Source organism: Jiangella mangrovi (genome assembly GCF_014204975.1).
Classification (GTDB): domain Bacteria; phylum Actinomycetota; class Actinomycetes; order Jiangellales; family Jiangellaceae; genus Jiangella; species Jiangella mangrovi.
The window spans coordinates 5888101-5913432 of record NZ_JACHMM010000001.1 but is presented as its reverse complement, the minus strand read 5'-3'; the positions used below and the strand labels follow the sequence as shown (position 1 = coordinate 5913432).

At 72.5% G+C, this 25332-nt stretch carries 25 protein-coding genes; 14 read left to right on the top strand and 11 right to left on the bottom strand.

The annotated features are described in order from the left end of the window. Positions 1–101 precede the first annotated feature (101 nt). Complete coding sequence (locus tag HD601_RS27435; RefSeq protein WP_184827340.1) at positions 102–1400, bottom strand: D-arabinono-1,4-lactone oxidase; 1299 nt, start codon at positions 1398–1400, stop codon at positions 102–104. A 75-nt stretch (positions 1401–1475) separates the two neighbouring features. On the opposite strand from HD601_RS27435, the gene HD601_RS27430 reads away from it, so the two are divergent. Together HD601_RS27430 and HD601_RS27425 are read left to right on the top strand one after the other, a co-directional pair. Continuing rightward, positions 1476–2579 (top strand): ferrochelatase, encoded by a 1104-nt coding sequence (locus tag HD601_RS27430; RefSeq protein WP_184827338.1) that lies wholly within the window; start codon positions 1476–1478, stop codon positions 2577–2579. Next, complete coding sequence (locus tag HD601_RS27425; protein ID WP_184827336.1) at positions 2576–3373, top strand: inositol monophosphatase family protein; 798 nt, start codon at positions 2576–2578, stop codon at positions 3371–3373. Before HD601_RS27430 ends, HD601_RS27425 begins: the two co-directional genes overlap by 4 nt. A gap of 208 nt (positions 3374–3581) precedes the next feature. Here the strand turns inward: HD601_RS27425 and HD601_RS27420 are convergent, their stop codons facing one another. Then, on the bottom strand, positions 3582–4790 hold the full coding sequence (locus HD601_RS27420) for an ABC transporter permease (protein ID WP_184827334.1): 1209 nt from the start codon (positions 4788–4790) through the stop codon (positions 3582–3584). Then, on the bottom strand, positions 4787–5734 hold the full coding sequence (locus tag HD601_RS27415) for an ABC transporter ATP-binding protein (protein WP_184827332.1): 948 nt from the start codon (positions 5732–5734) through the stop codon (positions 4787–4789). The genes HD601_RS27420 and HD601_RS27415 overlap by 4 nt, the downstream gene beginning before the upstream one ends. A gap of 273 nt (positions 5735–6007) precedes the next feature. On the opposite strand from HD601_RS27415, the gene HD601_RS27410 reads away from it, so the two are divergent. After that, positions 6008–6307 (top strand): DUF4193 domain-containing protein, encoded by a 300-nt coding sequence (locus tag HD601_RS27410; RefSeq protein ID WP_184827330.1) that lies wholly within the window; start codon positions 6008–6010, stop codon positions 6305–6307. 56 nt (positions 6308–6363) lie between these two features. Here the strand turns inward: HD601_RS27410 and HD601_RS27405 are convergent, their stop codons facing one another. Beyond that, entirely contained in the window at positions 6364–6822 is a 459-nt protein-coding gene (locus HD601_RS27405) for a DUF3093 family protein (RefSeq protein ID WP_184827328.1), read from the bottom strand. A gap of 111 nt (positions 6823–6933) precedes the next feature. Between HD601_RS27405 and HD601_RS34335 the strand changes: the two genes are divergently transcribed. Genes HD601_RS34335 through HD601_RS27380 form a run of 5 tightly spaced genes read left to right on the top strand, consistent with a single transcriptional unit; the run spans position 6934 to position 9756 of the window. Beyond that, the gene (locus HD601_RS34335; RefSeq protein ID WP_184830217.1) at positions 6934–7398 is read left to right on the top strand and encodes a PaaI family thioesterase; all 465 of its coding nucleotides are present in this window, start codon (positions 6934–6936) and stop codon (positions 7396–7398) included. Further along, positions 7395–7877, top strand: a complete 483-nt coding sequence (dut, locus tag HD601_RS27395; RefSeq protein WP_184827326.1) for a dUTP diphosphatase — start codon at positions 7395–7397, stop codon at positions 7875–7877. The genes HD601_RS34335 and dut overlap by 4 nt, the downstream gene beginning before the upstream one ends. A gap of 16 nt (positions 7878–7893) precedes the next feature. Beyond that, positions 7894–8586, top strand: coding sequence for a DUF3710 domain-containing protein (locus HD601_RS27390; protein ID WP_184827324.1), 693 nt, complete (start codon positions 7894–7896; stop codon positions 8584–8586). A 35-nt stretch (positions 8587–8621) separates the two neighbouring features. Continuing rightward, positions 8622–9014, top strand: coding sequence for an OB-fold nucleic acid binding domain-containing protein (locus HD601_RS27385; RefSeq protein ID WP_343076455.1), 393 nt, complete (start codon positions 8622–8624; stop codon positions 9012–9014). Between the two features lies 1 nt (position 9015). Further along, on the top strand, positions 9016–9756 hold the full coding sequence (locus tag HD601_RS27380; RefSeq protein WP_184827322.1) for a DUF3159 domain-containing protein: 741 nt from the start codon (positions 9016–9018) through the stop codon (positions 9754–9756). Between the two features lie 416 nt (positions 9757–10172). Here HD601_RS27380 and HD601_RS27375 read toward each other — a convergent pair whose 3' ends face one another. Together HD601_RS27375 and HD601_RS27370 are read right to left on the bottom strand one after the other, a co-directional pair. After that, complete coding sequence (locus HD601_RS27375; RefSeq protein WP_184827319.1) at positions 10173–10838, bottom strand: potassium channel family protein; 666 nt, start codon at positions 10836–10838, stop codon at positions 10173–10175. Continuing rightward, positions 10838–11503 (bottom strand): NAD-binding protein, encoded by a 666-nt coding sequence (locus tag HD601_RS27370; protein ID WP_184827317.1) that lies wholly within the window; start codon positions 11501–11503, stop codon positions 10838–10840. Before HD601_RS27370 ends, HD601_RS27375 begins: the two co-directional genes overlap by 1 nt. A 92-nt stretch (positions 11504–11595) precedes the next feature. On the opposite strand from HD601_RS27370, the gene HD601_RS27365 reads away from it, so the two are divergent. From HD601_RS27365 to HD601_RS27350, 4 genes are all read left to right on the top strand, one after another. Beyond that, entirely contained in the window at positions 11596–13581 is a 1986-nt protein-coding gene (locus HD601_RS27365) for an APC family permease (protein WP_221441351.1), read from the top strand. Continuing rightward, the gene (locus HD601_RS27360) at positions 13578–14813 is read left to right on the top strand and encodes a class I SAM-dependent RNA methyltransferase (RefSeq protein ID WP_184830214.1); all 1236 of its coding nucleotides are present in this window, start codon (positions 13578–13580) and stop codon (positions 14811–14813) included. The genes HD601_RS27365 and HD601_RS27360 overlap by 4 nt, the downstream gene beginning before the upstream one ends. Before the next feature lie 201 nt (positions 14814–15014). Then, entirely contained in the window at positions 15015–16151 is a 1137-nt protein-coding gene (locus tag HD601_RS27355; protein WP_184827315.1) for a magnesium and cobalt transport protein CorA, read from the top strand. A 53-nt stretch (positions 16152–16204) separates the two neighbouring features. Next, positions 16205–17128, top strand: a complete 924-nt coding sequence (locus tag HD601_RS27350; RefSeq protein ID WP_184827313.1) for an LLM class F420-dependent oxidoreductase — start codon at positions 16205–16207, stop codon at positions 17126–17128. A gap of 19 nt (positions 17129–17147) precedes the next feature. Here HD601_RS27350 and glmS read toward each other — a convergent pair whose 3' ends face one another. From glmS to HD601_RS36055, 4 genes are all read right to left on the bottom strand, one after another. Continuing rightward, on the bottom strand, positions 17148–18965 hold the full coding sequence (gene glmS / locus HD601_RS27345) for a glutamine--fructose-6-phosphate transaminase (isomerizing) (protein ID WP_184827311.1): 1818 nt from the start codon (positions 18963–18965) through the stop codon (positions 17148–17150). Positions 18966–19041: 76 nt separating this feature from the next. After that, the gene (locus HD601_RS27340; protein WP_246400413.1) at positions 19042–19308 is read right to left on the bottom strand and encodes a hypothetical protein; all 267 of its coding nucleotides are present in this window, start codon (positions 19306–19308) and stop codon (positions 19042–19044) included. 64 nt (positions 19309–19372) lie between these two features. Further along, entirely contained in the window at positions 19373–20038 is a 666-nt protein-coding gene (locus HD601_RS27335) for a response regulator transcription factor (RefSeq protein ID WP_184827309.1), read from the bottom strand. Continuing rightward, positions 20035–21834, bottom strand: a complete 1800-nt coding sequence (locus HD601_RS36055) for a histidine kinase (RefSeq protein ID WP_221441349.1) — start codon at positions 21832–21834, stop codon at positions 20035–20037. Before HD601_RS36055 ends, HD601_RS27335 begins: the two co-directional genes overlap by 4 nt. 137 nt (positions 21835–21971) lie before the next feature. On the opposite strand from HD601_RS36055, the gene HD601_RS27325 reads away from it, so the two are divergent. Both HD601_RS27325 and HD601_RS27320 read left to right on the top strand, forming a co-directional pair. After that, positions 21972–22595: a phospholipase A2 family protein gene (locus tag HD601_RS27325; protein WP_184827307.1), complete on the top strand. Its 624-nt coding sequence runs from the start codon at positions 21972–21974 to the stop codon at positions 22593–22595. Next, on the top strand, positions 22592–23809 hold the full coding sequence (locus HD601_RS27320) for an acyltransferase family protein (RefSeq protein WP_184827305.1): 1218 nt from the start codon (positions 22592–22594) through the stop codon (positions 23807–23809). The genes HD601_RS27325 and HD601_RS27320 overlap by 4 nt, the downstream gene beginning before the upstream one ends. A 273-nt stretch (positions 23810–24082) precedes the next feature. On the opposite strand, the gene HD601_RS27315 is transcribed toward HD601_RS27320, so the two are convergent. After that, positions 24083–25210 (bottom strand): hypothetical protein, encoded by a 1128-nt coding sequence (locus tag HD601_RS27315; RefSeq protein ID WP_184827303.1) that lies wholly within the window; start codon positions 25208–25210, stop codon positions 24083–24085. Positions 25211–25332: the final 122 nt, after the last annotated feature.

The following is a 25332-nucleotide window of genomic DNA, read 5'->3' as shown; positions in this document are numbered from 1 at the left end:
CCCAATCACGACTGCCACCATCGTCACCCGTGGGACAGGGTCGATCCAAGCCGCCACGCCGCCGTACCGGCCGGTCTGACGAGCAGTTTTTCACGTCCGGCTCACTCGCCCAGGACCTGGTCGAGGTACTCGTTGACCATGATCCGCCGGGGGTCGACCCGGTCGCGCACCGCCCGGAACGACCCCATTCGCGAGTATTGATCGCGAAGATACCCTGAATCGCGGGTATGGAGCTTTCCCCAGTGCGGCCGGCCACCGTACTCCAGCCACAGCTTCTCGACGGCGGCGAACCAGCCGGGGTAGTCCGTGCGGGGGTAGGCGTGGGTCGCGACGTAGACGGTGTCGCGGCCGTACGCGGGCGAGAGCCAGACGTCGTCGGCGGGCGCCAGCCGGATCTCGACCGGGAACGCGACCCGCCACGGTCCCCGCCTGGTGAGGTCGCGCAGAGCGTGCAGCGCGCAGGCGGCCGCGGACCGGGGGAGCGCGTACTCCATCTCGTGGAACCGGACCCGCCGCGTGCTGGTGAAGACCTTCGGCGCGGCGTCGACGAACGTGCGACCGCCGATGAGCCGGGCGGCGACGGCGTTGACGGCCGGTGTGGTCTTGGGTGCGGCCCTGGTCACGCGCTGGACGAGGGCCAGGCCGGCGTTCTCGACGACGTCGCCGGACCACCAGGCGGCGACGGGGTGCGGCGGCGCGGCCGCCTCGCCGGTGCGCCGGTTGACGGTGAGCTGCACGGTGTCGGTGAACGGCAGCCAGTAGAGGTCGCAGTGGTCCTCGGCCTCGAGGTCGGTGAACCGCTCGCAGACGGCGTCCAGCGTGGTCCGCTCGACGGTGGAACGCAGCGTGAACGCCGGCTCGACCCGGAAGGTGACACTGGTCACGATGCCCAGCGCCCCCAGGCCGAGCCGCGCGGCCTGAAAGAGGTCGCCGTCGTCGCCCGCATCGGCCGCCGAGACCTGCCGCACCGAGCCGTCCGGCAGCGCGATCTCGAGCCCCACCACCTGCTCCGACAGCGACGCCGACACCCGGCCGCTGCCGTGCGTGCCGGTCGCGATGGCGCCGGACACCGTCTGCACGGCGATGTCGCCCATGTTCGTCAGGCCGTGGCCGCGGGCCGCGAGCAGCGCGTTCAGCTCGTGCAACCGGGTGCCGGCGCTGACGGTGGCCGTTCCCGCGTCCGCGTCGAGTGCGAGCAGACCGCTCAGCCCGTCGAGCCGCACTTGGACGCCGTCGGTCGCGGCGATGGGGGTGAAGCTGTGCCCCGCCCCGACCGGCTTGACCCGGACGCCGTCGTGCGCGGCGGTGGCCAGGACGGCGGCGGCCTCGGCCGCGGAGGCGGGTCGCTCGACGCGCACCGGGCGCGCCTGCACCGTGCGCGCCCAGTTCTGCCAAGGCATGGGCGCTGACCCCCTTTCCGTTGTGGGACTCGCCGCCGCAGGGACGTCGCGGTCGGCCTTGGGTAGGCTCTCACGGTGAGCATCACCGATCCGTACGACGCTCTCCTGGTCGTCTCCTTCGGCGGTCCGGAGGGGCAGGACGACGTCATCCCGTTCCTCGAGAACGTCACGCGCGGCAAGGGCATCCCGCGCGAGCGGCTGGAAGAGGTCGGCGAGCACTACCGCCTGTTCGGCGGGCGCAGCCCGATCAACGACCAGAACCGCGCGCTCATCGCGAACCTCGAGCACGAGCTGGCCGAGCGGCGCATCTCGCTCCCGGTCTACTGGGGCAACCGCAACTGGGACCCGTACCTCGCCGACGAGCTCGCCCGCATGCGCGACGACGGCGTCCAGCGCGTCGCTGCGTTCGTGACCAGCGCGTACGACTCCTACTCCGGCTGCCGGCAGTACCGCGAGGACCTCTGGCGCGCGGTGCAGCAGGTGGGGCCGGGCGCGCCGCGCATCGACCGGCTGCGGCACTCGTTCGACAACCCCGGGTTCGTCACCGCCAACGCCGACGGCGTCGTGGGCGCGCTGGGCGACCTCCCGCGCGACCTCGCAGACGGGGCGCGCATCGTCTACGTCACGCACTCCATCCCGGACGCCATGGCCGAGACCTCGGGGCCGACGGGCGGCGCCTACGTCGCGCAGCACCTGGCCGTCGCCTCGGCCGTGAGTGCGCAGGTCGAGGAGCGGACCGGGGTGTCGCGGCAGCACGACCTCGTCTACTGCTCACGCAGCGGCCCGCCGTCCATGCCGTGGCTGGAGCCCGACGTCAACGACCACCTGGCGTCCCTGGCCGCCGACGGGGTCGAGGCCGTCGTGCTGGCGCCCATCGGGTTCCTGTCCGACCACATGGAGGTCGCCTACGACCTCGACACCGAGGCCCTGGCGACGGCGAAGGAGCTCGGCATCGCGGCGGCCCGGGCGGCCACCGCCGGCACCCACCCGGACTTCGTCGACACCGTCATCGACCTCCTGCTCGAGCGGGCCGCCGTCGAGCGCGGCGAGTCGGTCACGCGGGCGAGCATCGGCGCGCCCGGCCCTGCGCACGACGTGTGCCCGGCCGGCTGCTGCCCGAACCTGCGCGGCGACCAGCCCGCCCTGTGCGGCGTCGACTCGCCTCCGTACCCGTCGTGACGCCCGCCGAGCTGCTCGGCCTGGCCGAGAAGACCGCCCGCGAGGCCGGTGACCTCGTCCGCGAACGGCGTGAGGCCGTCGAGCGCATGGCCGTCGCCGGCACCAAGTCGACGCCCACCGACGTCGTGACGGAGTCCGACACCGCCGCCGAGGCGCTGATCCGCTCCCGGCTCTTCGCCGCCCGCCCGGACGACGGGTTCGTGGGCGAGGAGGACGGCTCGGTCGTGGGGTCCTCCGGGGTGGAGTGGGTGGTCGACCCGATCGACGGGACGGTCAACTACCTGTACGGCATCCCGCAGTACGCGGTGTCGATCGCGGCTTCCGTCGACGGCGTCGTGGTCGCCGGGGTGGTGCTGAACCCGGCGAGCGGCGAGCTCTGGACGGCGGTGCAGGGCGGCGGCGCCTTCCTCGACGGCCGGCCGGTCCGGGTGTCGTCGTGTACGTCACTGTCGTTGGCGCTGGTGGGGACCGGTTTCGGTTACGACGCCGGCCGGAGGGCGCGGCAGGCTTCGGTGCTGCTGGAGGTCGTGCCCCGGGTGCGCGACATCCGGCGGGCCGGGGCGGCGGCCCTGGACCTGTGCGCGGTCGCGTCCGGCCGGCTGGACGCGTACTACGAGCGAGGACTGAACCCCTGGGACCTCGCGGCCGGCGGTCTGATCGCCGCCGAGGCCGGGGCGGTGGTCAGTGGGCTGCGCGGCGCTGCCGCGGGCGGAGAGCTGGCGCTGGCCGCGACGCCCGGGGTCGCTGTTGAGCTGACGTCGTTGTTGGAGCGGCTGGGCGCTGATCGGGACTGACGGTGGGGGACGGGGGGAGTCTGGCGACGGGTGGGTGGTTCCGGCCTGCTTGGTCCTGGGTGTGACGTCGTGGTCTGCCGTCACGTCCTGGTCTGGTGTCACGCGAAACGGCCGATTTCGGCTCGCGGGCGTGACGGGGGACCAGGACGTGACGCCAGACCAGGAGGGAACGGCTCGAGGCGAGCCAACCTCATCACCCCGGCGCACCTCAGGACCCTGACGAGCTCACCTTTCGGCGGGCGGCCCAGGCGTCCTTCAGGGACACCTTGGCGCCCATCCGGAGCACCGCGCCCTCGTAGATCCGCGCCGCCAGCACGACCAGTACCGCGATCAACGCCAGCATCAGCCCCAGCGCCAGCGCGACCTCCCAGCCGGCGGCATCGCCCCGGGCCATGCGCAGCGGCATGATCAGGGCGCTGAAGGGCGGCACGATGCTCAGCACCCCCGCGGCGGGGGTGTCGGGGTTGAGGAAGACGAAGAACGCGCCGAAGTACGACACCATCATCAGCGTGTTCACCGGCGTGGTGACGTTCTGCAGGTCCTCCTGCCGCGAGATCCGGGCGGCTGCGGCGGCGGACAGTGAGGCGTAGGCGGCGAAGCCGAGCACGAACCAGCCGAGCGCCGTCAGGACCGGAGAGATCATCGGGCCGGTCAGCTCGACCGCTCCCAGGGCTGCCGCGATGCCCAACCCCAGTCCGCCGATCAGCGTCAGCTGCACCAAGCCCAGCAGGCCGATACCGATGATCTTGCCGGCCAGCAGCGCACGGGCCGGGATGGTCGACAGGATGACCTCGACGACGCGGCTGGACTTCTCTTCGACCACGCCCATGGCGACCCACATCGAGTACGTGATCAGCTGGCCGAACAGGATGATCGTCCCGAAGAAGGCGATGCCGCCGCGAGTCTCGCGCTCGTCGGCGTCGGGGTCGAGCGTCACTGTCTCGAGGGTCGCGGACGTCAGGGCGGCGGACACCTCGGCGGGGTCGATGCCGGCCGACTCCAGCGCCCGCGCCCCCTCGACCTGGCTGTACGCGTTCTCGAGGACGGCGCGCAGCGTGCTGTCGAGCGACTGGTCGACGTAGACGGTGTCACCGTCGACGTAGGCGTCGATGTCACCGTCGCGGACCGCCTGCTCGGCCGCGGCGGCGTCACCCACCGACGTGTCGAAGCTCACCTCGATGTCGGACACCTCGGCCTGCCGCTCGACCGCCTCCTGCAGCGCCGACGCCTCGCCGACCAGGGCGACGTCGTAGCTGTCGTTGCCGAGGTCGGTGAACCGGGGGAGCAGCACGACGACGGCGATGATGCCGATGGTGATGAGCAGCGAGATGAAGAACGAGCGCTCGCGGATGCGCTGGCCGAACTCGCGCTTCGCGACCAGCGTGACGGCCTCGCGGAACGACAGGGGGCGGGTCATCGGGCGGCCTCGACCTTCTCGGAGCCGACGGCGGCGGGTTCGGCGGGCGGCTCGGCGACCACCGAGCGGAACAGCTCGGCCAGCGTCGGCCGCTCGGGCGTGAACTGGTGCACGGGCCCGAGCGCGCGGGCGGCGTCGAGCAGGGTCTGGTCGTCGGCCGACGGCGGCAGCTCGACCAGGGCGACCCGGTCGCCGTCGTCGATCACGGACAGGCCGGGCACGGCGGCGACGAGCGACTCCGTCCACCCGGGAGCCGCACCGACCGAGAGGCGGTACCGGCGGCCGGCGTCGCCACGCAGCTCGTCGACGGAGCCGTCGGCGACCATGCGCCCCGCGCGGATGATGCCGACGGCGTCGCAGAGGCGCTCGACCAGCTCGAGCTGGTGGCTGGAGAACACGACGGCGGCCCCGGCGTCGACGCGGGCGCGCAGGACGGCGGCCATGGCGTCGACGCCCATGGGGTCGAGGCCGCTGAACGGCTCGTCGAGGACCATGACCGTGGGGTCGTGGACGAGCGCGGCCGCCAGCTGGACCCGTTGCTGGTTACCGAGTGAGAGCGATTCGATGCGATCCGACGCACGTTCGCTCAGAGCGAGCGCGTCGAGCAGGTCCGATGCAGCCTTTCCGGCTGTGATGCGTGCCACACCGTGGAGCTGCGCGAGGTACACGAGGTGCTCGTGGACCTGCATCTTCGGGTACAGACCGCGCTCTTCGGGCATGTACCCGAACTCGCGGCGAATGTCCTGGTCGAGGGGGGTGCCGTTCCACCGGACCTCGCCGCTGTCGGGCTCGAGAACGCCGAGGACGATGCGCATCGCGGTGGTCTTGCCGGCCCCGTTGGTGCCGACGAATCCGTACATCTGCCCTGGTCGGACCGCGAACGAGAGGTCGTCGAGGGCCACGACGTCCCCGTAGCGACGCGACAGCCGGTCGATCTCGAGCATGCGGTTCCTCTCAGCCTCATACGGTCCGTTGACAGCTTCTCGCCTGGAATGGTGACATCCCTCGTCCGCGAGGGCGGTGTGACGCGTCGGTCCAGAGGACGACACGAAATCCCACAGTGTGGGGTGCCGTGCCATCGGGGTACGGCATCAGGCAGAATCTCCCGCTCGGAGCGGGCACAACCGTGGGCCGTCGTGCGTTACGGAGGGGCACGGAGTCCAACCGACCCGGCCAACGGACGAACCACAACGCGCCCAGTGAGGGGGAATAGATCGATGGCAACCGATTACGACGCGCCACGCAAGACCGACGACGAGATGTCCGAGGACTCGCTCGAGGAGCTGAAGAACCGGCGCATGGACAAGTCGTCCGGCATCGTCGACGTCGACGAGTCGGACCTGAACGAGTCCATGGAGCTTCCGGGAGCAGACCTCTCGAACGAGGAGCTGGCGGTCCGGGTGCTGCCGCGGCAGGCTGACGAGTTCACCTGTTCGCAGTGCTTCCTGGTACACCACCGCAGCCAGCTGGCGAAGGAGAAGGACGGGATGCTCATCTGCCGCGACTGCGCGGCCTGAGCCCAGCCCCGTCACCCAGCCGGGCCGTCAGCGGCCCGTGCTGAGCCTTTCCCCGTTCACTGGCCGGTGGTCTGACGCGCCGCCTCGAGCACGGCTACGAGCCGTTCGGGGCGGCGCGTCGACACGAGCCAGTACGGGGTGGGGTCGGCGTCGTCGTCGACCCCGATCCGAACGACCCCCGGCACGTATCCCCGGATCGCCAGGTAGGCGCGGGGATCGAGGCCGGGGCCGCGGGCGTTCCGCGCGGCATCGCCGGTGAGCGCCTCGGCCGGGCCGAGCGCCGTCAGCGGCAGCCGGGCCCGTCCCACCGTCACGCTCTCGGCGTCGACGGCGATGAGCAGCCGCCCGTAGGCGACCAGCCCGGCGACGCCCAGGACGAGCACGCCGGCCAGTACCGGCAGCGACACGCGGGGGCCGTAGGCGTAGTCGTAGACCAGCCAGGCCGACCCGGCCAGGCCCGCCAGCAGCACCCACCACAGGACCGGCACGACGAGGCGCTCGCGGTAAGCAGTCACTCTTGCAGCCTGCCACGGATCGCCGAAGGCGAGCGGGTAGGGTCGTCGATCGTGATCGAACGGCACCCCGACGCGCCGGCGCCCGGCTCCACCATCGCGTCGCACTACCGCATGTGCGTCGGCTGCGGGCCGGACCACCCGACGGGGCTACACGTCACGGTCACCGCGGGCGAGGGGCTGACGGTGTCGGGCCGGTTCACCGTCACCGACGACCACCAGGGCGCCCCCGGCCTCGCACACGGCGGCATGCTGTCGCTGGCGTTCGACGAGGTGCTCGGCTCGCTGATCTGGCTGGTCGGCAAGCCCGCCGTCACCGGCCACCTCGAGACCAGCTACCGCCGTCCGGTCCCGGTCGGCACCACGCTGCACATCGACGCCGAGGTCGACCGCGCCGAGGGCCGCAAGATCTTCATGTCCGCGACCGGCCGCGAGAACGCCGCCGACGGCCCCGTCAGCGTCACCGCGTCGGCCGTCTTCGTCGTCGTGCCGCCCACCCACTTCATCGAGCACAGCCGGGCGGTCGAGCCGTCCGAGCTGTCTGAAGCGGCCGCGAAGGTCGCGGAGGTGAATCCGTGACGAACGACTCCCGTCCGGTGGACGTCCTCATCACCCGGCTGGACCCGGAGGTGCCGCTGCCCGGCTACGCGCACCCCGGCGACGCGGGCGCCGACCTGGTCACGACCAGCGACGTCAGCATCGCGCCGGGCGAGCGGGCCATGGTGGGGACGGGCATCGCGATCGCCCTGCCCGCGGGTTACGCTGCATTCGTCCACCCGCGATCGGGGCTCGCGCACCGGCTCGGGGTCAGCATCGTCAACACACCGGGCACGGTCGACGCGGGGTACCGGGGCGAGATCAAGGTGGTGCTGGTCAACCACGACCTGCGGGAGCCGGCGGTGTTCGCGCGCGGTGACCGGATCGCTCAGCTGGTCATCCAGCGCGTCGAGCAGGCCCGGTTCCACGAGGTCGAGCGGCTGCCGGGGTCCGCGCGGGGCGACGGTGGGTACGGCTCGACGGGAACGGCAACTCAGGCCGGCAACGCCGGCGTTCGATAGCGAAGGGGACGGTCAGGTGTGGGGACGGCGGCGCCACGACGGCGATGAGGACGAGCCCGAGGTCGAGGAGACCGCCGGGACCACGTCCGAGAGCCCGGGCGATGACGAGGGCGACTCGCCGAAGAGCGACCGCACGGGCGGCCCGCTCGACGAGTCCGAGGTCGACCTCGCCGAGGCGCGCAAGGGCCGCATCGACCTCGGCGGGCTGCTGGTCAAGGGCGCGCCGGGCATGAAGCTGCAGCTGCAGGTCGACCAGCGCACCGGCAATGCCACCAGCGCCGTGCTCGCCATCGAGGACGCCGCGGTCCAGCTGATCGCCGTCGCCGCTCCGCGCAGCTCCGGCATGTGGGGGCAGACGCGGCTGCAGATCACCCAGGACGCCAAGCGCCGCGGCGGCCGCGCCGACGAGGCGCCCGGGCCGTTCGGTCCGGAGATCCGGCTGGTCGTGCCGGTGCAGGCGCCCGACGGCAAGCAGGTGCTGCAGCCGTCGCGCGTCTCCGCCGTCGACGGCCCGCGCTGGATGCTGCGCGCCACGTTCCTCGGCAAGGCCACCAACGACGCCGCCGTATTCCAGCAGTTCGTCGAGCTGGTGAAGCAGACGGTGGTCGTGCGCGGCCAGGCGCCCATGGCCCCGGGCGACGTCATCGTGCTGAAGCCGCCGGCCGGCAGCCAGCAGCCGGTCGACCCGTCCCAGCCGCTGCAGGCCTGACCAGCGCGTTTGCCGGGCGGAATAGACTTACACCCGTGGAAGAGAACACCACCACAGGGCGTCGTGGACTCTGGGGCGCCATCACTCGGTGGGTGGCCTCCGACGAGGAGGTCGAGGCCGAGGAGCTGCGCGACGACGCGCGAGAGGCCGGCTGTCAGCCGTTGGCCGACGTCGAGGACCGCACCACCGTGCGTGTCCGCGGCGTGCTGCAGTCGGTGACGCTGCAGCCGCGTCTGGGCACACCCGCGCTGGAGGCGGACTTGTTCGACGGCTCCGGTGCGGTGACACTGGTCTGGCTCGGCCGGCGGCGCATCGCCGGCATCACCTGTGGACGGCGTCTGGTCGCGACCGGCAGGGTCGCGACGCTCGACGGCCGCAGGGTCATGTACAACCCGCGATACGAGCTGCTACCCGCAGGCATGGAGTGAGATGAGCCAGAGCGATCCCGGCGCCCCCGACCGCACCGGCCGGCAGAGCTGGGCCCAGGCGATCGCCTCGGACGAGCGGTTCCGCCCCCAGAACGTCCTGGGGCCGGGCGCCCTGCTGGACGCCGGGCTGCCGCTCGCGCTCTTCACCCTCGTCTACACCGCCGCCGGGCGCGACCTCACCCTGTCGCTCTGGGTCGCCATCGGCTCCGGCCTGCTGCTCGGCGTGGTCCGGCTGCTGCGCAAGGAGCCGCTGCAGAACGTGGTGGCCGGCTTCCTGGGCGTCGGCCTGGCCGCGTTCATGGCCAACCGCACCGGCAACGCCGAGGACGTCTTCCTGCCCGGGCTGCTCATCAACATCGGCTACGGGCTGGCCTATCTGATCTCGATCCTGGTCCGCTGGCCGCTGCTGGGCGTCTTCGTCGGCCTGGTCACCGGGCAGGGCACGGGCTGGCGCAGCGACCCCGCGCTGCTGCGCGCGTACACCCGGGCCAGCCTGCTGTGGGTGGGCATGTTCGCGCTGAGGCTGGCCGTGCAGCTGCCGCTCTACCTCGCCGGCGAGTCGCAGATCGGCTGGCTGGCCGGCGCCCGGCTGGTCATGAGCTGGCCGCTGTTCCTGCTGGTCGCGTACCTGTCCTGGCTCATCATCCGGCCGGCCTACCGCGCCCACCAGGACCGCATCGGGGCCACGGCGGCCCCGTCGTCGCCCGCCGCCAAGACCGACCCGGACCCCGCCGACGGCTGACGCCGTCGCCCCGCGGGCCGCCATGATCATCCAAGATTCGGGCTGCCAGAACGACCCAAAAGTTTGATGATCATGGGCCAGGGGCTGCGGCGGCGCAGGCCATCCCGTCGGTGCCGAACGCGCCGACCGGCGCCGGAAGACGCGGTGCGTGTGCACTGCGACCCACCTACCGGTCCTTGATCATCAATGATTCGACCACCTGTAGGGGGTCGAATCATTGATGATCATGAGTCAGAGGCCGCTGCGGCGCCGTCGTCGCCCAGGCCTACCCGGACCCCGCGGGAAGCTCACGCCGTCGGCGCCCGCCGCGTTCCGCCCTCACTCCAAAGTCGATCTTGGAGAAAGTGGGCAGTTGCGGGGGAAATGTCCGATAAATTGCCCCGTTACTCCAAGATCAACTTCGGAGGGTGGCGGCCTCAGGCGGTGTGGGGCGAGAGCAGGTCCTCGAGCTGCTTCTCGCGCTCCGGCGCGGCCACGAAGAGCAACTCGTCGCCGGCCTCGAGCGGGAGGTCGGGGAGCGGGCTGTGCACGTGCTTGCCGCGGATGATCGAGACCAGCGAGGTGTCGACCGGCCACGCGACGTCCGCGACCGCCGTCCCGACGATGGGGGAGTCGGCCGGCAGGGTGAGCTCGACGAGGTTGGCCTCGCCCTGGCGGAAGCTGAACAACCGGACCAGGTCGCCGACGCTGACCGCCTCTTCGACGAGGGCGCTCATGATGCGCGGCGTCGAGACCGAGACGTCGACGCCCCAGGACTCGTTGAACATCCACTCGTTGCGGGGGTGGTTGACCCGGGCCACGACGCGGGGGACGCCGAACTCCGTCTTGGCCAGCAGCGACACGACGAGGTTGACCTTGTCGTCGCCGGTGGCGGCGATGACGACGTTGCAGCGGTCGAGCGCGGCCTCCTCGAGCATGGACAGCTCGCAGGCGTCGGCCAGCAGCCACTCGGCCTCGGGCACGCTGGCGGCCTTGATGGCCTTGGTGTCCTTGTCGATGAGCAGCACGTCGTGACCGTTGGCCAGCAGCTCCGACGCGATCGAGCGGCCGACGTTGCCAGCGCCGGCGATGGCGACCCGCATCAGACCTCCACCTCCGGGTCCTTCGAGAGGATCTGGGCGACGTACGGGATGCGCTCGGTGTTGACGAGAACGTGCACGAGGTCGCCGTCCTGGATGACGGTGTCGACGGTGGGCAGGACGCCCTCGCCGTAGCGGGTGAGGAACGCGACCCGGGCGCCGGACGCCTCCTCGAGCTTGTCGGCGGTGAGGCCGATCCAGCCGCTGCTGATGTGCAGCTCCGCCAGCTGGACGGTGCCGGTGGGGTCGACCCACTCGGTCTGGGCGCCCTCGGGGAACAGCCGGCGCAGGATCTGGTCGGCGGTCCAGCGCACGGTCGCCACCGTGGGGATGCCGAGGCGCTGGTAGACCTCGGCGCGGCCGGGGTCGTAGATGCGGGCCACGACGTTGTCGACGCCGAAGGTCTCGCGGGCCACCCGGGCGGCGAGGATGTTGGAGTTGTCGCCGCTGCTGACGGCGACGAACGCGTCGGCGCGCTCGATGCCGGCCTCGATGAGCACGTCGCGGTCGAAGCCGACCCCGGCCACCGTCGAGCCCTCGAACCCGGGCTGCAGGCGCCGGAACGCCTCGGGGTTCTGGTCGACGATGGCGACGGTGTGGTCGTGCGACTCGAGGATGTGCGCGACGGTCGAGCCGACCCTGCCGCAGCCCATGATGACGACGTGCACTCTGGTCCTTCCGCGCTGGCCGGGCACCACGTGGCCCGCCGTGTCGCAGTCGACGTTACACGTCCGCGGTGGAAGGCATACCATTGCCGATCGTGCCGAGCCTCGGCGATCTGTCCAAGCGACTGCTCATCGGTCGGAAACTCCCCAGCGAGCGCATGGGGCACACGCTGCTACCCAAGCGGCTGGCCCTTCCGGTCTTCGCGAGCGACCCGCTGTCCTCGGTCACGTACGCCACCCAGGAGATCCTGGTCATCCTGACGCTGGGCGGCCTGGCGTACCTCACGTACACCCCGTGGGTCGCGGCCGTCGTGGTCCTGCTGCTGGTCACGGTCGTGGCGTCGTACCGGCAGCTGGTGCGGGCCTACCCGACGGGCGGCGGCGACTTCGAGGTCGCCAACACCAACCTGGGGCCGACGGCGGGCCTGATCGTCGCGAGCGCGCTGCTCATCGACTACATCCTGACGGTGGCGGTGTCGGTGTCGGCCGGCGTCGACAACCTCATCTCGGCCGTCCCGGAGCTGAACGACTACCGCGTGCCCATGGCCATCGGCCTGGTGGTGCTGCTGGCGGCCATGAACCTGCGCGGCATCCGCGAGAGCGGCACCGCGTTCGCCATCCCGACGTACCTGTTCATCGTCGGCATCGGCGCGCTGATCGTCTGGGGCCTCGGCCAGACGGTGTTCGGCACCGACCCCGTCGCGGAGTCGGCCGGGTACGACGTCGAGGCGGAGATGACCGACCTCGGCGGCATCGCGCTCATGCTGCTGGTGCTCAGAGCGTTCGCCTCCGGCTGTACGGCATTGACGGGGGTCGAGGCGATCGCCAACGGCGTGCCCGCCTTCCGCAAGCCCAAGGCGAAGAACGCCGCCGCGACGCTGGCCATCATGGGCACGCTCTCGATCACGATGTTCAGCGGCATCACCGCGCTGGCCGTGATCGCCGACGTCCGCTACGTCGAGAACTCCTGCGACCTCGTCGGGTTCGACTGCACCCAGCCGCAGCCGACGGTCATCTCGCAGCTGGCCGAGGCCGTGTTCGGCGGCGACACCATCCCCTTCTACTACATCCAGGGCGCGGCGGCGCTGATCCTCATCCTGGCCGCGAACACCGCCTTCAACGGCTTCCCGCTGCTCGGCTCGATCCTGGCGCAGTACCGCTACGCGCCCCGACAGCTGCACACCCGCGGCGACCGGCTGGTGTTCAGCAACGGCATCATCGTGCTGGCCGTCCTGGCCGGCCTGCTCATCGTCGCGTTCGACGCCTCGGTGACACGCCTGATCCAGCTCTACATCGTCGGCGTCTTCACGGCGTTCACGTTCGGCCAGACCGGCATGGTGCGGCACTGGAACCGGCTGCTCGCGGCCGGTCCGACGGGGCCGGAACGACGGCAGATCCTGCGGTCGCGGGTCATCAACGGCACCGGCGCGGTCCTGACCGGCGTCGTCCTCGTGGTCGTCCTGATCACCAAGTTCACCCACGGCGCATGGCTGGTCGTCGCGATGATGCCGCTGCTGTTCCTGCTCATGCGGGGCATCCGGCGCCACTACGACACCACGTCCGAGGAACTCGCGGTCGAGGACTGGCCGTCAGAGTCGCTGCTGCCGTCGCGCGTGCACGCCGTCGTGCTGGTCTCGCGGCTGCACAAGCCGACGGTGCGGGCCATCGCCTACGCCCGGGCGGCCCGGCCGGACATCCTCGAGGCCATCACCGTCGACGTCGACGCCGCCGCGACCAACGCGCTGCTCGACCAGTGGGACCGGCACGACATCCCGGTGCCGCTGCGCGTCCTGGACTCCCCGTACCGCGAGATCGCCCGGCCGGTCGTCGAGTACGTGCGGGCCATCCGCCGGGCCAGCCCGCGCGACGTCGTGACGGTGTACGTGCCGGAGTACGTCGTGGGGCACTGGTGGGAGCGGATCCTGCACAACCAGAGCGTCTTCTGGCTCAAGGGCCGGCTGCTGTTCACGCCCGGCGTCATGGTGACGAGCGTCCCGTGGCAGCTGCGGTCGGCGGCGTCGGTGAAGGCCAAGCCCGTGCGCCGCGCGCCGGGCGACGTGCGCCGAGGCGGCCCGCACTGACCGGCAGGGCCCGCACCGTCAAGGGCGAGTCGGTCGTCGGCACCGAGCTCGTCGTCGAGGTCGGCGCCGTCGCGCACGGCGGAGTCTGCGTCGCCCGGCACGAGGGCCGCGCCGTCTTCGTCCGGCACACGCTGCCCGGCGAGCGGGTCCGGATCCGGGTCACCGAGGGCGGCACCGAGGACCGCTTCTGGCGCGCCGACGCCGTCGCGGTCCTGACCCCGTCGCCGGCCCGCGTCGAGCCGCCCTGCCCGTGGTCCGGGCCGGGGAGGTGCGGCGGCTGCGACTGGCAGCACGTCCTGCTGCCGGCCCAGCGGTCGCTGAAGGCCGCCGTGGTGTCGGAGCAGCTGAAGCGGCTGGCGGGTCTGGACGTGGCCGTGACCGTCGAACCGGTCGTTGGCGACGTCGACGGTCTCGACTGGCGGACCCGCGTCACCTACGCCGTCGACGCCGGCGGCCGGGCCGGGCTTCGTCAGCACCGCTCGCACGAGGTCGTGCCGATCGACTTCTGCCGCATCGCGCATCCCGAGGTCCGCGCGGCGCGAGTCGAGGACGGCCAGTGGCCGGGCGCCGAGACGGTCGAGGTCGTGGCGGCGAACACGGGGGAGCGTCAGGTCATCGTCGACGGCGAGATCGTCGAAGGACGAGCGCACGTCGCCGAGGAGGCCGCCGGCCGGACCTGGCGGGTCAGCGGCGGCGGGTTCTGGCAGGTGCACCCCGGCGCGGCGAACACGCTGGTCAATGCCGTGCTCGACGGCGTCAGCGCCCGGCCGGGCGAGCGGGCCATGGACCTGTACTGCGGCGTCGGGCTGTTCGCCGGGGCGCTGGCCGACGTCGTCGGGCCGACGGGCTCGGTGTTCGGCGTCGAGGGGTCGCGGCAGGCCGTCGCCGACGCGCGGCGCAACCTGCACGACGTCCCGTGGGTGCGGCTGGCGACCGGCCGGGTCGACCGGGTGCTGTCGTCGGCCGGGCCGGCCGGGGTACCGGACGCCGCCGACATCGTCGTCCTGGACCCGCCGCGCGAGGGCGCCAAGTCCGCCGTCGTCCGCCGGATCGTCGCCCGCCGGCCGCGCGTGGTCGCCTACGTCGCCTGCGACCCGGCCGCGCTGGCCCGTGACCTGGCCACCTTCGCAGGTCACGGCTACCGGCTCACCTCGCTGCGCGCCTTCGACCTGTTCCCCATGACGCACCACGTCGAGTGCGTCGCGATCGTGGAGCCGGACCGGCCGAGCTGATCGCCGTCCGGCCCCCGGTGGACTATCCTGTAGGGCGGCACAGCGGCGACGAATCGGGAGGTGAGGCTGCCATGCGCAGTGAACCCCCTAGTCATGCGCCGCAGGGCACCGAGGTCACGGGCAGCTGATGCCTGGCGGCCGGGTTGTCCTGCGTCCCACGACACCCGATTCCGTCCGCCTCACCGTCCCGGGAGCGACGTCATGCCACCTCGTCGTCAGCGTGCACTGCGTGTCATCAGGCCGGCTCTGCGCCGTCAGGGCCGCGGCAACACCGTGACCGACGATCCCACCGGTGAGCCCGAGGCCACCGAGCCGGTGTCGAGCATCGTCGACGCGGCGCTGTACCGCGACGGCAAGCGCATCAGCACGCCCAGCTCCCTGGCCGAGACGTACCGCCAGCTGCGCGCCGACGCCGAGGCCATGGCCTGGATCGGGCTCTACAAGCCCAGCGACGCCGAGCTGATCTCGCTGGCCGACGAGTTCGACCTGCACGAGCTGGCCATCGAGGACGCCATGGAGGCGCACCAGCGGCCTAAGCTCGAGCGCTACGGCGAGACGCTGTTCGTCGTGCTGCGAGCGGCCCGCTACCTCGACTCCGTCGAAGAGGTCGACTTCGCCGAGCTGCACCTGTTCGTCGGGCCCGGCTTCGTCATCACCGTCCGCCACGGCGCGGCGCCGAACCTGTCGGGCGTCCGGCGGCGCATGGAGGACGACCCCGACCTGCTCCGGCTCGGCCCCGAGGCGGTGCTGTACGCCATTCTCGACTCCGTGGTCGACGGCTACGTGCCCGTCGTCAACGGCGTCAGCAACGACGTCGACGAGATCGAGGTCCAGGTGTTCGGCCGCGACCCCCAGGTGTCGCGGCGCATCTACGAACTCTCGCGCGAGGTGCTCGAGTTCCAGCGGGCCACGCGGCCGCTGTCGGGCATGCTCGGCGGGCTCGAGGCGGGCTTCGAGAAGTACGGCACCGACGAAGAGCTGCAGCGCTACCTGCGCGACGTCGCCGACCACGTCACGGAGGTCACCGAGCGCGTCGACGGCTTCCGGCAGGTGCTGTCCGACATCCTCGCCGTCAACTCCACGCTGGTGACGCAGCAGCAGAACGAGGAGATGAAGTCGCTGACGGAGGCCAGCTTCGAGCAGAACGAGGAGCTCAAGAAGATCTCCGCCTGGGCCGCCATCCTGTTCGCGCCGACGCTGGTCGGGACCATCTACGGCATGAACTTCGACAACATGCCCGAGACGCACTGGGGGCTGGGCTACCCGTTCGCGGTGCTGCTCATGGCCATGGTCTGCGCCACGCTGTTCGTCGTCTTCCGGCGCAAGGGCTGGCTCTAGGGGTTCGCGCGGCTGCTCGCCGGCGCCGGCCGGGGCCGTGAAAGGCTGGCCCCATGCAGCTTCGCATCTTCACCGAGCCCCAGCAGGGGGCCGGCTATGACGACCTTCTCGCCGTCGCGCAGGCCACCGAGCGGCTCGGGTTCGACGCCTTCTTCCGCTCCGACCACTACCTGAAGATGGGCTCGGTCAGCGGCCTGCCCGGCCCGACCGACGCGTGGACGACCCTGGCCGGCCTGGCCCGCGAGACGTCGCGCATCCGGCTCGGCACGCTGGTGTCGTCGGCGACGTTCCGCCAGCCCGGGGTGCTGGCCATCCAGGTGGCGCAGGTCGACCAGATGTCCGGCGGCCGGGTCGAGCTGGGCCTGGGCGCCGGCTGGTACGCGGCCGAGCACGCGGCCTACGGCATCCCGTTCCCCGAGAAGCGGTTCGGTCTGCTGGAGGAGCAGCTGGCGGTCATCACCGGGCTCTGGAACACCCCCGCCGGGTCGACGTTCGACTTCTCCGGCGCGCACTATCAGGTGTCCGACTCGCCCGGCCTGCCGAAGCCGGTGCAGCAGCCGGTCCCCGTCATCGTCGGCGGCAACGGCCCGCGCCGCACGCCCGCCCTGGCCGCGAAGTACGCCGCTGAGTACAACACGTCGTTCCCGCCCAAGGCCGACATCGCCGACCGGTTCCTCGCCGTCCGCAAGGCCTGCGAGGAGGCCGGCCGCGACCCCGACTCCATGGTCTACTCCGTCGCGCTGGTGGCCTGCGTCGGCGCCGACGAGACCGAGTTCGCCCGCCGGGCGGCCGCCATCGGGCGCGAGCCCTCCGAGGTGCGGCAGAACGGGCTGGCCGGGACGCCGCAGGAGGTCGTCGACGGCATCAACGCCATCCGCGAGCTGGGCGGCAGCCGGGTCTACCTGCAGATCCTGGACCTGTCCGACCTCGACCACCTCGAGTTGATCGCGGCCGAGGTCGCCCCGCACGTCGGTTAGGCGTGTCGCGTCGGGGCCGTCACTCGACAGTGACGGACTTCGCCAGGTTGCGGGGCTTGTCGACGTCGTGGCCGAGCGTCAGCGCGGCGTGGTAGGCGAGGAGCTGGAGCGGGATCGTCAGCAGCAGCGGATCCAGCTCCGGCTCACTCCTCGGCACGGCGATGACGTGCGCCGGCGTCACGCCGAGGTCGACGCCGTCGTGCGTCACCACCACGAGCGGGCCGGAGCGCGCGGTGATCTCCTGCAGCGCGCCGAGGTTGCGGTCGAGCAGCTCGTCGTCGGGGACGATCGCGACGGTCGGCAGGTCCGGGCCGACCAGCGCGAGTGGGCCGTGCTTCAGCTCCGACGTCTGGTACGCCTCGGCGTGCCGGTAGGAGATCTCCTTGAACTTCTGCGCCCCCTCGCGGGCGACGGGGAACCCGCGGGTGCGGCCGACGAAGAACAGGCTCGGCGCTTGGGCGAGTCGTTTCGCGACGGTGGCGAGCTGCGGCTCGGTCTCGAGGATCGTCTCGATCTGCTCGGGGAGCCGCTGCAGGGCGGTGATGAGGCGGCGGCCGTCGGCCGGTGAGACGTCGCGGATGCGGCCCAGGTGCACGCCGAGCAGCGCGAACCCGACCATCATGTTCGTGAGGGCCTTCGTCGACGCGACGGCGACCTCGGGGCCCGCGTGCAGGTAGACGCCGCCGTCGCACTCCCGCGCGATGCTCGACCCGACCGCGTTGACCAGGCCGATCACCCGGCCGCCCTTGCGCCGCAGCTCCTGGACGGCGACCAGCGTGTCGTAGGTCTCGCCGGACTGGCTGACGGCGACGTAGAGCGTGTCCTTCTCGATGACGGGGTTGCGGTAGCGGAACTCCGAGGCCGGCTCGGCGTCGGCGGGGATGCGGGCCAGCTCCTCGATGAACTGCGCCCCGGCCTGGCCGGCGTAGTAGGCCGAGCCGCAGCCAAGGATCTTCACGCGGCGGAACTCGCGCATCTCGCGTGCGTCCATCTCGAGGCCGCCGAGCCGCACCGTGTGGAAGCGCTCGTCGAGGCGGCCCTTGAGGACGCGGCGGACGGCGTCGGGCTGCTCGGCGATCTCCTTGTGCATGAAGTGCTCGTGGCCGTCGGTGCCGTAGTCCGAGGTGTCCCAGTCGACGGTGACGGCGGTCTTCGTCGTGCGGGCGTCGCGGGTGAACGTCTGGTAGCCGTCGGCCCTGAGGGTGGCCAGCTCGCCGTCGTCGAGGTGGACGACCTGCTTCGTGTAGCGGACGAGCGCCGCGGTGTCGCTGGCGACGTGCATCTCGCGGTCGCCGATGCCGATGATGATCGGACTGCCGTTGCGGGCGACGACGATGCGGTCCGGGTGGTCGCGGTCGAGGACGGCGAGGCCGTAGGTGCCGTCGACGCGGCCGAGGGTGGCGAGGACGGCCTGCTCGAGGCTCTCGGCGTCGCTCCTGGCGATGAGGTGGGCCAGCACCTCGGTGTCGGTGTCGGAGGTGAGCGTGACGCCGTCGGCCTCCAGCTCCGCCCGCAGCTGGGCGGCGTTGTCGATGATGCCGTTGTGCACGACGGCGACCCGTCCGTCCGCGCTGAGCTGCGGGTGGGCGTTGCGCTGCGACGGCACACCGTGCGTGGCCCAGCGGGTGTGGCCGATGCCGGTCCTGCCGCCGAACCGCCTCGGCAGGCTCGCCTCCAGGTCGCGGACGCGGACGGCGTCGCGGTGCAGCCGGATCTCGCTCGGCCCGAGGACGGCGACGCCGGCGGAGTCGTAGCCGCGGTACTCCAGCCGCGCCAGGCCGTCGACCAGGATGGGGGCGGCCGGCTTCGCGCCGACGTAACCGACGATTCCGCACATGGTGGCGTGTCCTCTCGTTGCTGTGTGTCTAGTTCGTGGGCCTGGCGCGCGGCCAGGGGGCCGCGTCAGCCGGTCGTCAGCCGTAGACGATGCGGCGCAGTTGCCGGGCGGTGAGGTCGGGCGCGCGGACCGGGCGGTGGGTCAGCTCGGCGCGGATCCGCTCGAAGATCTCGTCGTTCTTCGCACCGCGCAGCTGCAGCTCCTGGTGCCGCCGCTTCACGTACTCGTCGACGTCCTCGGAGAAGTAGGCCGCGACGTCGGCGACCACCCGTCGCGCCTCGCCGGAGGAGAGGCCCGTGGTCCGGACGATCTGCTCGACGAGGTCCGCGGCGGTGTGCGTCACGCGCTTGACAATGCCTTGCGTGGGGTCGGATTGGCAAAAATCTGCCCGGAATCGGGCAGGATCTCTAGTCTCCCGGTCGCACCAGGCCGGTCTCGTAGGCGATGACGACGGCCTGGGCGCGGTCGCGCAGGTCGAGCTTCATGAGGATCCGGCCGACGTGGGTCTTGACGGTCTGCTCGGCCAGCACGAGCGCGTCGGCGATCTCGCCGTTGGACCGGCCGGCCGCGATGAGCTTGAGCACCTCGGTCTCGCGCGGGGTCAGGACGCGCAGCCGCTCGGGCCGCGGGCGGTTCGGGTCGGGGCGGCGGGCGAAGTCGGCGATCAGCGTGCGGGTGATCGACGGCGCCAGCAGCGCGTCGCCCGCCGCGACGACCCGGACCGCGTGCACCAGGTCGGCGGCGGGGGCGTCCTTGAGCAGGAAGCCGCTGGCGCCGGCCCGGAGCGCCTCGTACACGTAGTCGTCGAGGTCGAACGTGGTGAGCATGATGACGCGCGGGTGCTGCAGGCCGGGCGCCTTGAGGATGCGCCGGGTCGCTTCGAGCCCGTCCAGCACCGGCATCCGTACGTCCATCAGCACGACGTCGGGCCGGTGTCTCCGCACGGCGTCCACCGCCTCGGCGCCGTCGGCCGCGCTGCCGACCACCTCGAGGTCGTCCTGCGCCGCGAGCAGCGCACCGAACCCCTCCCGCACCATCGCCTGGTCGTCGACGATCAGCACGCGTGTGGTCATGCGAAGTGCTCCTCGGTGGTCCGGTAGGGGAGGACGGCGGTGACGGCGAAGCCCCCGGTCGTCGTCGGGCCGGCGGTCAGCGTGCCGCCCACCACAGCCGCGCGTTCGCGCATGCCCGGCAGGCCGTGCCCCGATGCGGCCGCACGGCTCACCCCGTCGGCGACCGCACCGCTGACGCCGTCGTCGACCGGCGGGGAGTTGCGGATCCGCAGCTCGACGGCGGTCTCGGTGTAGCGGACGTCCACGGTGACCTCGGAGCCGGGCGCGTGCCGGACGGCGTTGGCGAGCGACTCCTGCACGATCCGGTACGCCGAGAGGCCGGTCGTGCCCGGGAGGGCGGCCGGCGGTTCACCAGTGGTGCTGAGCTCGACCGCGACACCCGATCTGCGGGCGCCGTCGACCAGGTCGGTGAGCTGCTCGACGCCGGGCTGCGGCGCGAGGGCGACCGCCTCGTCGGTGCCGCGGAGCACGCCGAGCAGCCCGCGGATCTCGTCGAGCGCCTGCCGGGCCGAGCCGCTGATCGAGGCGAACTCGGCGCGGGCGTCGTCGGGCAGGTCCTCGAGCCGGTAGGGCGCGGTCTCGGCCTGGACGACGACCATCGACATGTGGTGGGCGACGACGTCGTGGAGGTCGCGGGCGAGCCGGCTGCGCTCCTCGAGGACCGTGCGGCGGGCCTTCTCGAGCTCGCTGAGCTCGGTCTGCCGCTCGAGGTCGCGGCTGGTGGAGCGGCGCGACCGGACGAGGTCGCCGATGACGGCGACGGCAGTGGCCGCGATGATCAGCGTGACCGAGGTGCCCGCGTTGTCGCCCGACCCCGTCGTCATCGCGGCGACGGTGACGGCCCAGACACAGATCGTGGTCCAGCGGTCGTAGCGGACGGCGACGAAGAACACCGTCGCGAGCCACACCCACTGGAAGATCACCGGCCAGGCGCCGTCGTACTCGCCGTCCGCCGGCGGGCCGAGCAGGACGAGGACGATGCCCAGCACCGTCGCGAGCCGCCAGCCGATGAGCGGGTGCCGGTCGACCAGCCCGGCCGGGAGCGCCATGGCCAGGCCGGCGGCCGGAACCAGCAGCGGGTGGATGTCGACCGACGCCTCGATGGTCGCGATGGCCGTCCAGAAGATCACGAAGGCGGCCAGCCAGGGGACGAAGCGGCGGACCCAGGGGGCGACGGCGCTCGGCTCGCTGACGGCCGGCGGCGGTCCCCAGTCGGCGACAGTGGTGGTGAGCGCTCGGCGGAGCAGCCGGGGGAGCTCGCCGGGCGGGACGGCGGGGCCGGGCGGGACGGCGGGGCCGGCCGGGAGCGCGGGGAGCAGGTGCAGCCGCGCGGTGACGATGCCGGCGGCGCCGATCACCGCCACGCCGACCGTCCAGCCGGCCCGCAGGTCGTCGGGGACCGAGAACGCGAAGAGGAACGCCGTGGCGACGGTGGCGACCACCGGCAGGGCGATGCTCGTGACGGCCCGCCCGGCTCTGGGGAGCGGCTGGAACGCCGTCGCGAACAGCAGCGCCAGCAGGACGACGCCGTGCACCATGGGCCACGGCCAGGGGTCGCCGTCGGTGACCTCGAACGCGCGCGACACCGCGAGCGCCGTGCCGGCCGACAGCAGCCAGCCGAGCGCCGGCAGCGTCGTGATCAGCCCGAGCGGGACGGCGGCCGCGGCGGCGACGAGCGGGGTCGTGGTCAGCGGGACGTCGAGCACGTCGTCGGCGGTCTGCAGGGTCGCGACGAACGCCGCCGCGGCGCCGAGCCACGGCAGCCACGTCCAGGCGGTACGCCGGTCCCCGTTCACGCGGTTCACCCTAGGGCGGCGGCCGCGCCGGCGCGTCGTACTACGGGGGTGTCCCTCAGGGGATACCAGCGGGGTAGGCCGAACCTGGCTCCGTAGCGGGACGATCCGCCGAGGCCGCGTTCCTAGCGTTCGGCGGCATGTGGAATCGCATCGTGCTGCTGGCGGCCGCCGTGGCCGCGTCGTTCGCGGTGACCGGCGCCGGCCAGGTCGCGTCACCGGCGACCGTGGAGGATCCGGCCGCCGCCCATGCCGTGCGGGTGCTCACGGGGTCGGATTCGGCCGCAGGGCCGGCGCCGGCCGCGGTGCTGGCCGCGGCGATCCCCGCCGACTTCGCCGCCGTCTCGGGCTACCGCCCGGTCGCCGTGACCGACGCCGACGGGTCGGCGCGGCTGGTCGACCCGTCGGGCGGCTGCTCCTGGCTGGGTAGCACGACCTACGACTTCGGGCCGGCCTGCCGGTCGCACGACCTCGGGTACGACCTGCTCCGCTACGCGACGGCGAAGGGCGGCACGCTGGGTCCCTGGGCCCGGCACGCCGTCGACGACCGGTTCGGCGCCGACCTGCGGGAGCGATGCGCGGCGGTGTCCGGTGGCGCGGGGTGCGCGGGGCTGGCTCACGTGACGGCGGGCGCGGTCGGCTTCAATTCGTGGCGCCAGGGCTACGGCAGCCCGGGCGACGAGGCGGTCTGGCCGTACCTGGTGTCCGGCGTCCTCATCGCCGCCGCCCTCGCCGCCCCGTCGGTCGTCCGGCGGTTTCGATGACCGCCGTCGCCGCTCCGTGGGACGGAGTCGGGGGCTCGGTCGTGGCCGGGCGTGACCGGTTGGTCGATGCCGTCCGGGCGGGCAGCCTGGCGGTCGTCGTGATGGGGCACTGGCTGATGGCCTCCGTCTCCGTCTCGTCCGACGGGCGGATCGTGGGGGAGAACGCCCTGACGTCTCTCGCCGCGCTCCGGCCCGCGACCTGGGTGCTGCAGGTGATGCCGCTGTTCTTCATGGCCGGCGGGTTCGCGAACCTGACGGTCTGGCGGCGGACGGTCGCAGCCGGTTGCGGGCCGCGGGACTTCGTGCGGTCGCGGCTCGTGCGGCTGTGGCGGCCGGCGGCGGTGTTCCTGGGTGTCGTGTTCCTGGCCGTGGCGCCGGTCGTGGCGGTGGTGGCGCCGGCGGCCGGGTTTCCGGCAGGCGATGCCCTCGCGGTGGCCGGCCTGCTGGTGCAGCCGCTCTGGTTCCTGGCCGTCTACACGGGGATCATCGTGGTCGCTCCCTTCCTGGCGCGCTGGCATGCGGTGGCGCCCCGGGCGACGCCGGCGCTGCTCGCGGCCGGCGCCATCGCCGTGGACGTCGTGCGGTTGACCAGCGGACTCCTCGACCCCGCGGTTGGTGCCCACGGGCCGGCCGCGGCGGTCCTGAACGCCGTGCCGTTCGCCAACCTGGCGCTCGTCTGGCTGTTCGCGCACCAGCTCGGCGTCTGGTACGCCGACGGCCGGTTCGCCGCCCTGTCGCGGCGCCGGTTGTGGCTGACGCTGGCGACCACCGTGGCCGCGCTGGTGCTGCTGACTGGCCCGGGACCGTATCCGGTCAGCATGGTGGGGCTGCCCGGGCAGCTCTCGAACATGTCGCCGCCGACCGTGTGCGTGGTCGTGCTGAGCCTGGCCCAGGGTGCGGCCCTGCTGCTGGCCCGGCCTCGGCTGCTCGGCTGGCTGGATCGGCCCGCGGTCTGGGTGGTGGTGCGCCGCTTCGGTGCGGTCGCGATGACGGTGTACCTGTGGCACCTCCTGGTCCTCGTGGCGGGGTTCGGTGTGCTGATCGCGGTGGACTGTCAGCCGCCCGCGCCGGGCAGCACGACCTGGTGGCTGACCCGGCCGGCCTGGCTGCTGGCGCTGACCCTCGTGCTGCTGGCCGTGGTGACGCTGGTGCGTCGGTACGGCACGCGTGATCGTGTTCCCTCGCGGTCGGCTGCGCGCCGCGAACGGACATGATCATGGAGCGGAGACCCCCGCCGCCGGAGGGGTGGCCGCGGCGGGGGTGGTCGGTGGGTGTGATCTCGGGTGCGCCGTCCCGTCCCGTGCCAGTGCGCCGTCCCGTGGGGTGTAGACGCTGAGCGCAACAGTTGGCGCCGGTGTCTACACGCCCGCATCGGACCTGGGCCGGGTCGGCTGGAGCCCGGGACCGCCACGCACGCCCGAGCCCGCGGCCGCCCGGACACGGTGGGCGACCCCGCCCTGCCCGAGGCGGCCTGAGCATCGAGGTGGTCATGGGAGTGTGATCTCGGCCGTGAGCGGCTCGGGCGCCCGGAACTCGTGGTGGGCGTCCGGTGGCAGGCCGACCGTGCCCACGGGCCTGTAGGCGAGCGTCACCGAGCGGACATCGTCGGGGATGAGGAAGGTGACGACCTCCGCGGGTGAGGGCGGATACGCGGGCGTTGCCACCCCGGCGTCGTGGGTGAGGGTCCAGCTCGCCGCAGCGTCGAGCTCGGCCCGCCAGGAGGTCAGCGCCGGCTGGCGGAAGGTGTCCTCGACCCGCAGCACCAGCCAGGCGTGGCCCGGCGGCGCCCAGCCCTCGACGCGGTCGAACGGTGACAGGAACGCCTCGGCGACCCGGCCGCCGTAGCCGACCTCGAGACCGCCGCGGGTGAGGTCGCCGGCGCCTGTGCCGAACTCGGCCTCGAGCTGCGCCTCCGAGCGCACTGGCAGCGACCGCTGCGGCCAGGCCGGCGCGGCCACCGGCACGGCACCCGCCCGCTCGGGGCCGACCTGCGACACCGTCGACGTCACCTCGCCGGTGTGCAGGTCGAGCCGCTGGTCGACCCCGTCGACGGTCGCGACCAGTACCGGCCGTGCCGAGGCCTCGACCTCCGCCACCAGCAGGAACGTCCCCGGATCGGGCCCACGGCAGGGCAGCTCGTCGCACCGCGCCACCGTCGGATCGGAGCCGTCGGGCGCCGTCACCGGCAACCGTTCGGACCCGGTGTCGAGCCAGAGCGTGGTCGACGCGTCGCGGGGCGCGAGGTCGTCGTCGCCCGGCAGCGACCCGTCCACCGCCGGCGCGAGCGGCGGGGGAGCGGCGAGCCGGACCAGCCAGGCCAGCGCGAGCCGGTCGCCGTCGGGCGGACCGAGCCCCCATTCACCCGCAGCTGACACCGTCACGACCACCGACGGCGTGACCAGTGACGCCTCGGCCGCCAGCGGCGACAGCCCGCTGACGCCGTCGGCACCCACCAGCACCGCCCGCCCCGGTGAGACCGCCCCCGCGACCTCCCGCGGCGGCGGCTCCGGAACCACGGGCGTCCCCGTCGGCGCCTCACGAACGACATCGGCCACCGGCCGCACGTCCTCACCCGCGCAGCCGGCCAGCACCACGACCACCAAACCCAGCAGCATCCATCTCTTCACACTTCCTATGGGTGGTTTTCGAAGGCCGAATGTGACAGCGGGCCCAAAGAAAATCCGGCCATGATATCTTGAAGTCAAGAGACTTCAGTTAGGCGAGCCTCAGCGCGCCC

Bases quoted from the DNA above. Each gene is read 5' to 3' on its own strand.
- HD601_RS27435 (WP_184827340.1), bottom strand. From the start codon at position 1,400: ATGCCTTGGCAGAACTGGGCGCGCACGGTGCAGGCGCGCCCGGTGCGC.
- HD601_RS34335 (WP_184830217.1), top strand. From the start codon at position 6,934: ATGTGCGTCGGCTGCGGGCCGGACCACCCGACGGGGCTACACGTCACG.
- HD601_RS27335 (WP_184827309.1), bottom strand. From the start codon at position 20,038: ATGACCACACGCGTGCTGATCGTCGACGACCAGGCGATGGTGCGGGAG.
- HD601_RS27325 (WP_184827307.1), top strand. From the start codon at position 21,972: ATGTGGAATCGCATCGTGCTGCTGGCGGCCGCCGTGGCCGCGTCGTTC.
- HD601_RS27355 (WP_184827315.1), top strand. From the start codon at position 15,015: ATGCCACCTCGTCGTCAGCGTGCACTGCGTGTCATCAGGCCGGCTCTG.
- HD601_RS27410 (WP_184827330.1), top strand. From the start codon at position 6,008: ATGGCAACCGATTACGACGCGCCACGCAAGACCGACGACGAGATGTCC.
- HD601_RS27380 (WP_184827322.1), top strand. From the start codon at position 9,016: ATGAGCCAGAGCGATCCCGGCGCCCCCGACCGCACCGGCCGGCAGAGC.
- HD601_RS27375 (WP_184827319.1), bottom strand. From the start codon at position 10,838: ATGCGGGTCGCCATCGCCGGCGCTGGCAACGTCGGCCGCTCGATCGCG.
- glmS (WP_184827311.1), bottom strand. From the start codon at position 18,965: ATGTGCGGAATCGTCGGTTACGTCGGCGCGAAGCCGGCCGCCCCCATC.
- HD601_RS27420 (WP_184827334.1), bottom strand. From the start codon at position 4,790: ATGACCCGCCCCCTGTCGTTCCGCGAGGCCGTCACGCTGGTCGCGAAG.
- HD601_RS27415 (WP_184827332.1), bottom strand. From the start codon at position 5,734: ATGCTCGAGATCGACCGGCTGTCGCGTCGCTACGGGGACGTCGTGGCC.
- HD601_RS27320 (WP_184827305.1), top strand. From the start codon at position 22,592: ATGACCGCCGTCGCCGCTCCGTGGGACGGAGTCGGGGGCTCGGTCGTG.
- HD601_RS27315 (WP_184827303.1), bottom strand. From the start codon at position 25,210: ATGCTGCTGGGTTTGGTGGTCGTGGTGCTGGCCGGCTGCGCGGGTGAG.
- HD601_RS27350 (WP_184827313.1), top strand. From the start codon at position 16,205: ATGCAGCTTCGCATCTTCACCGAGCCCCAGCAGGGGGCCGGCTATGAC.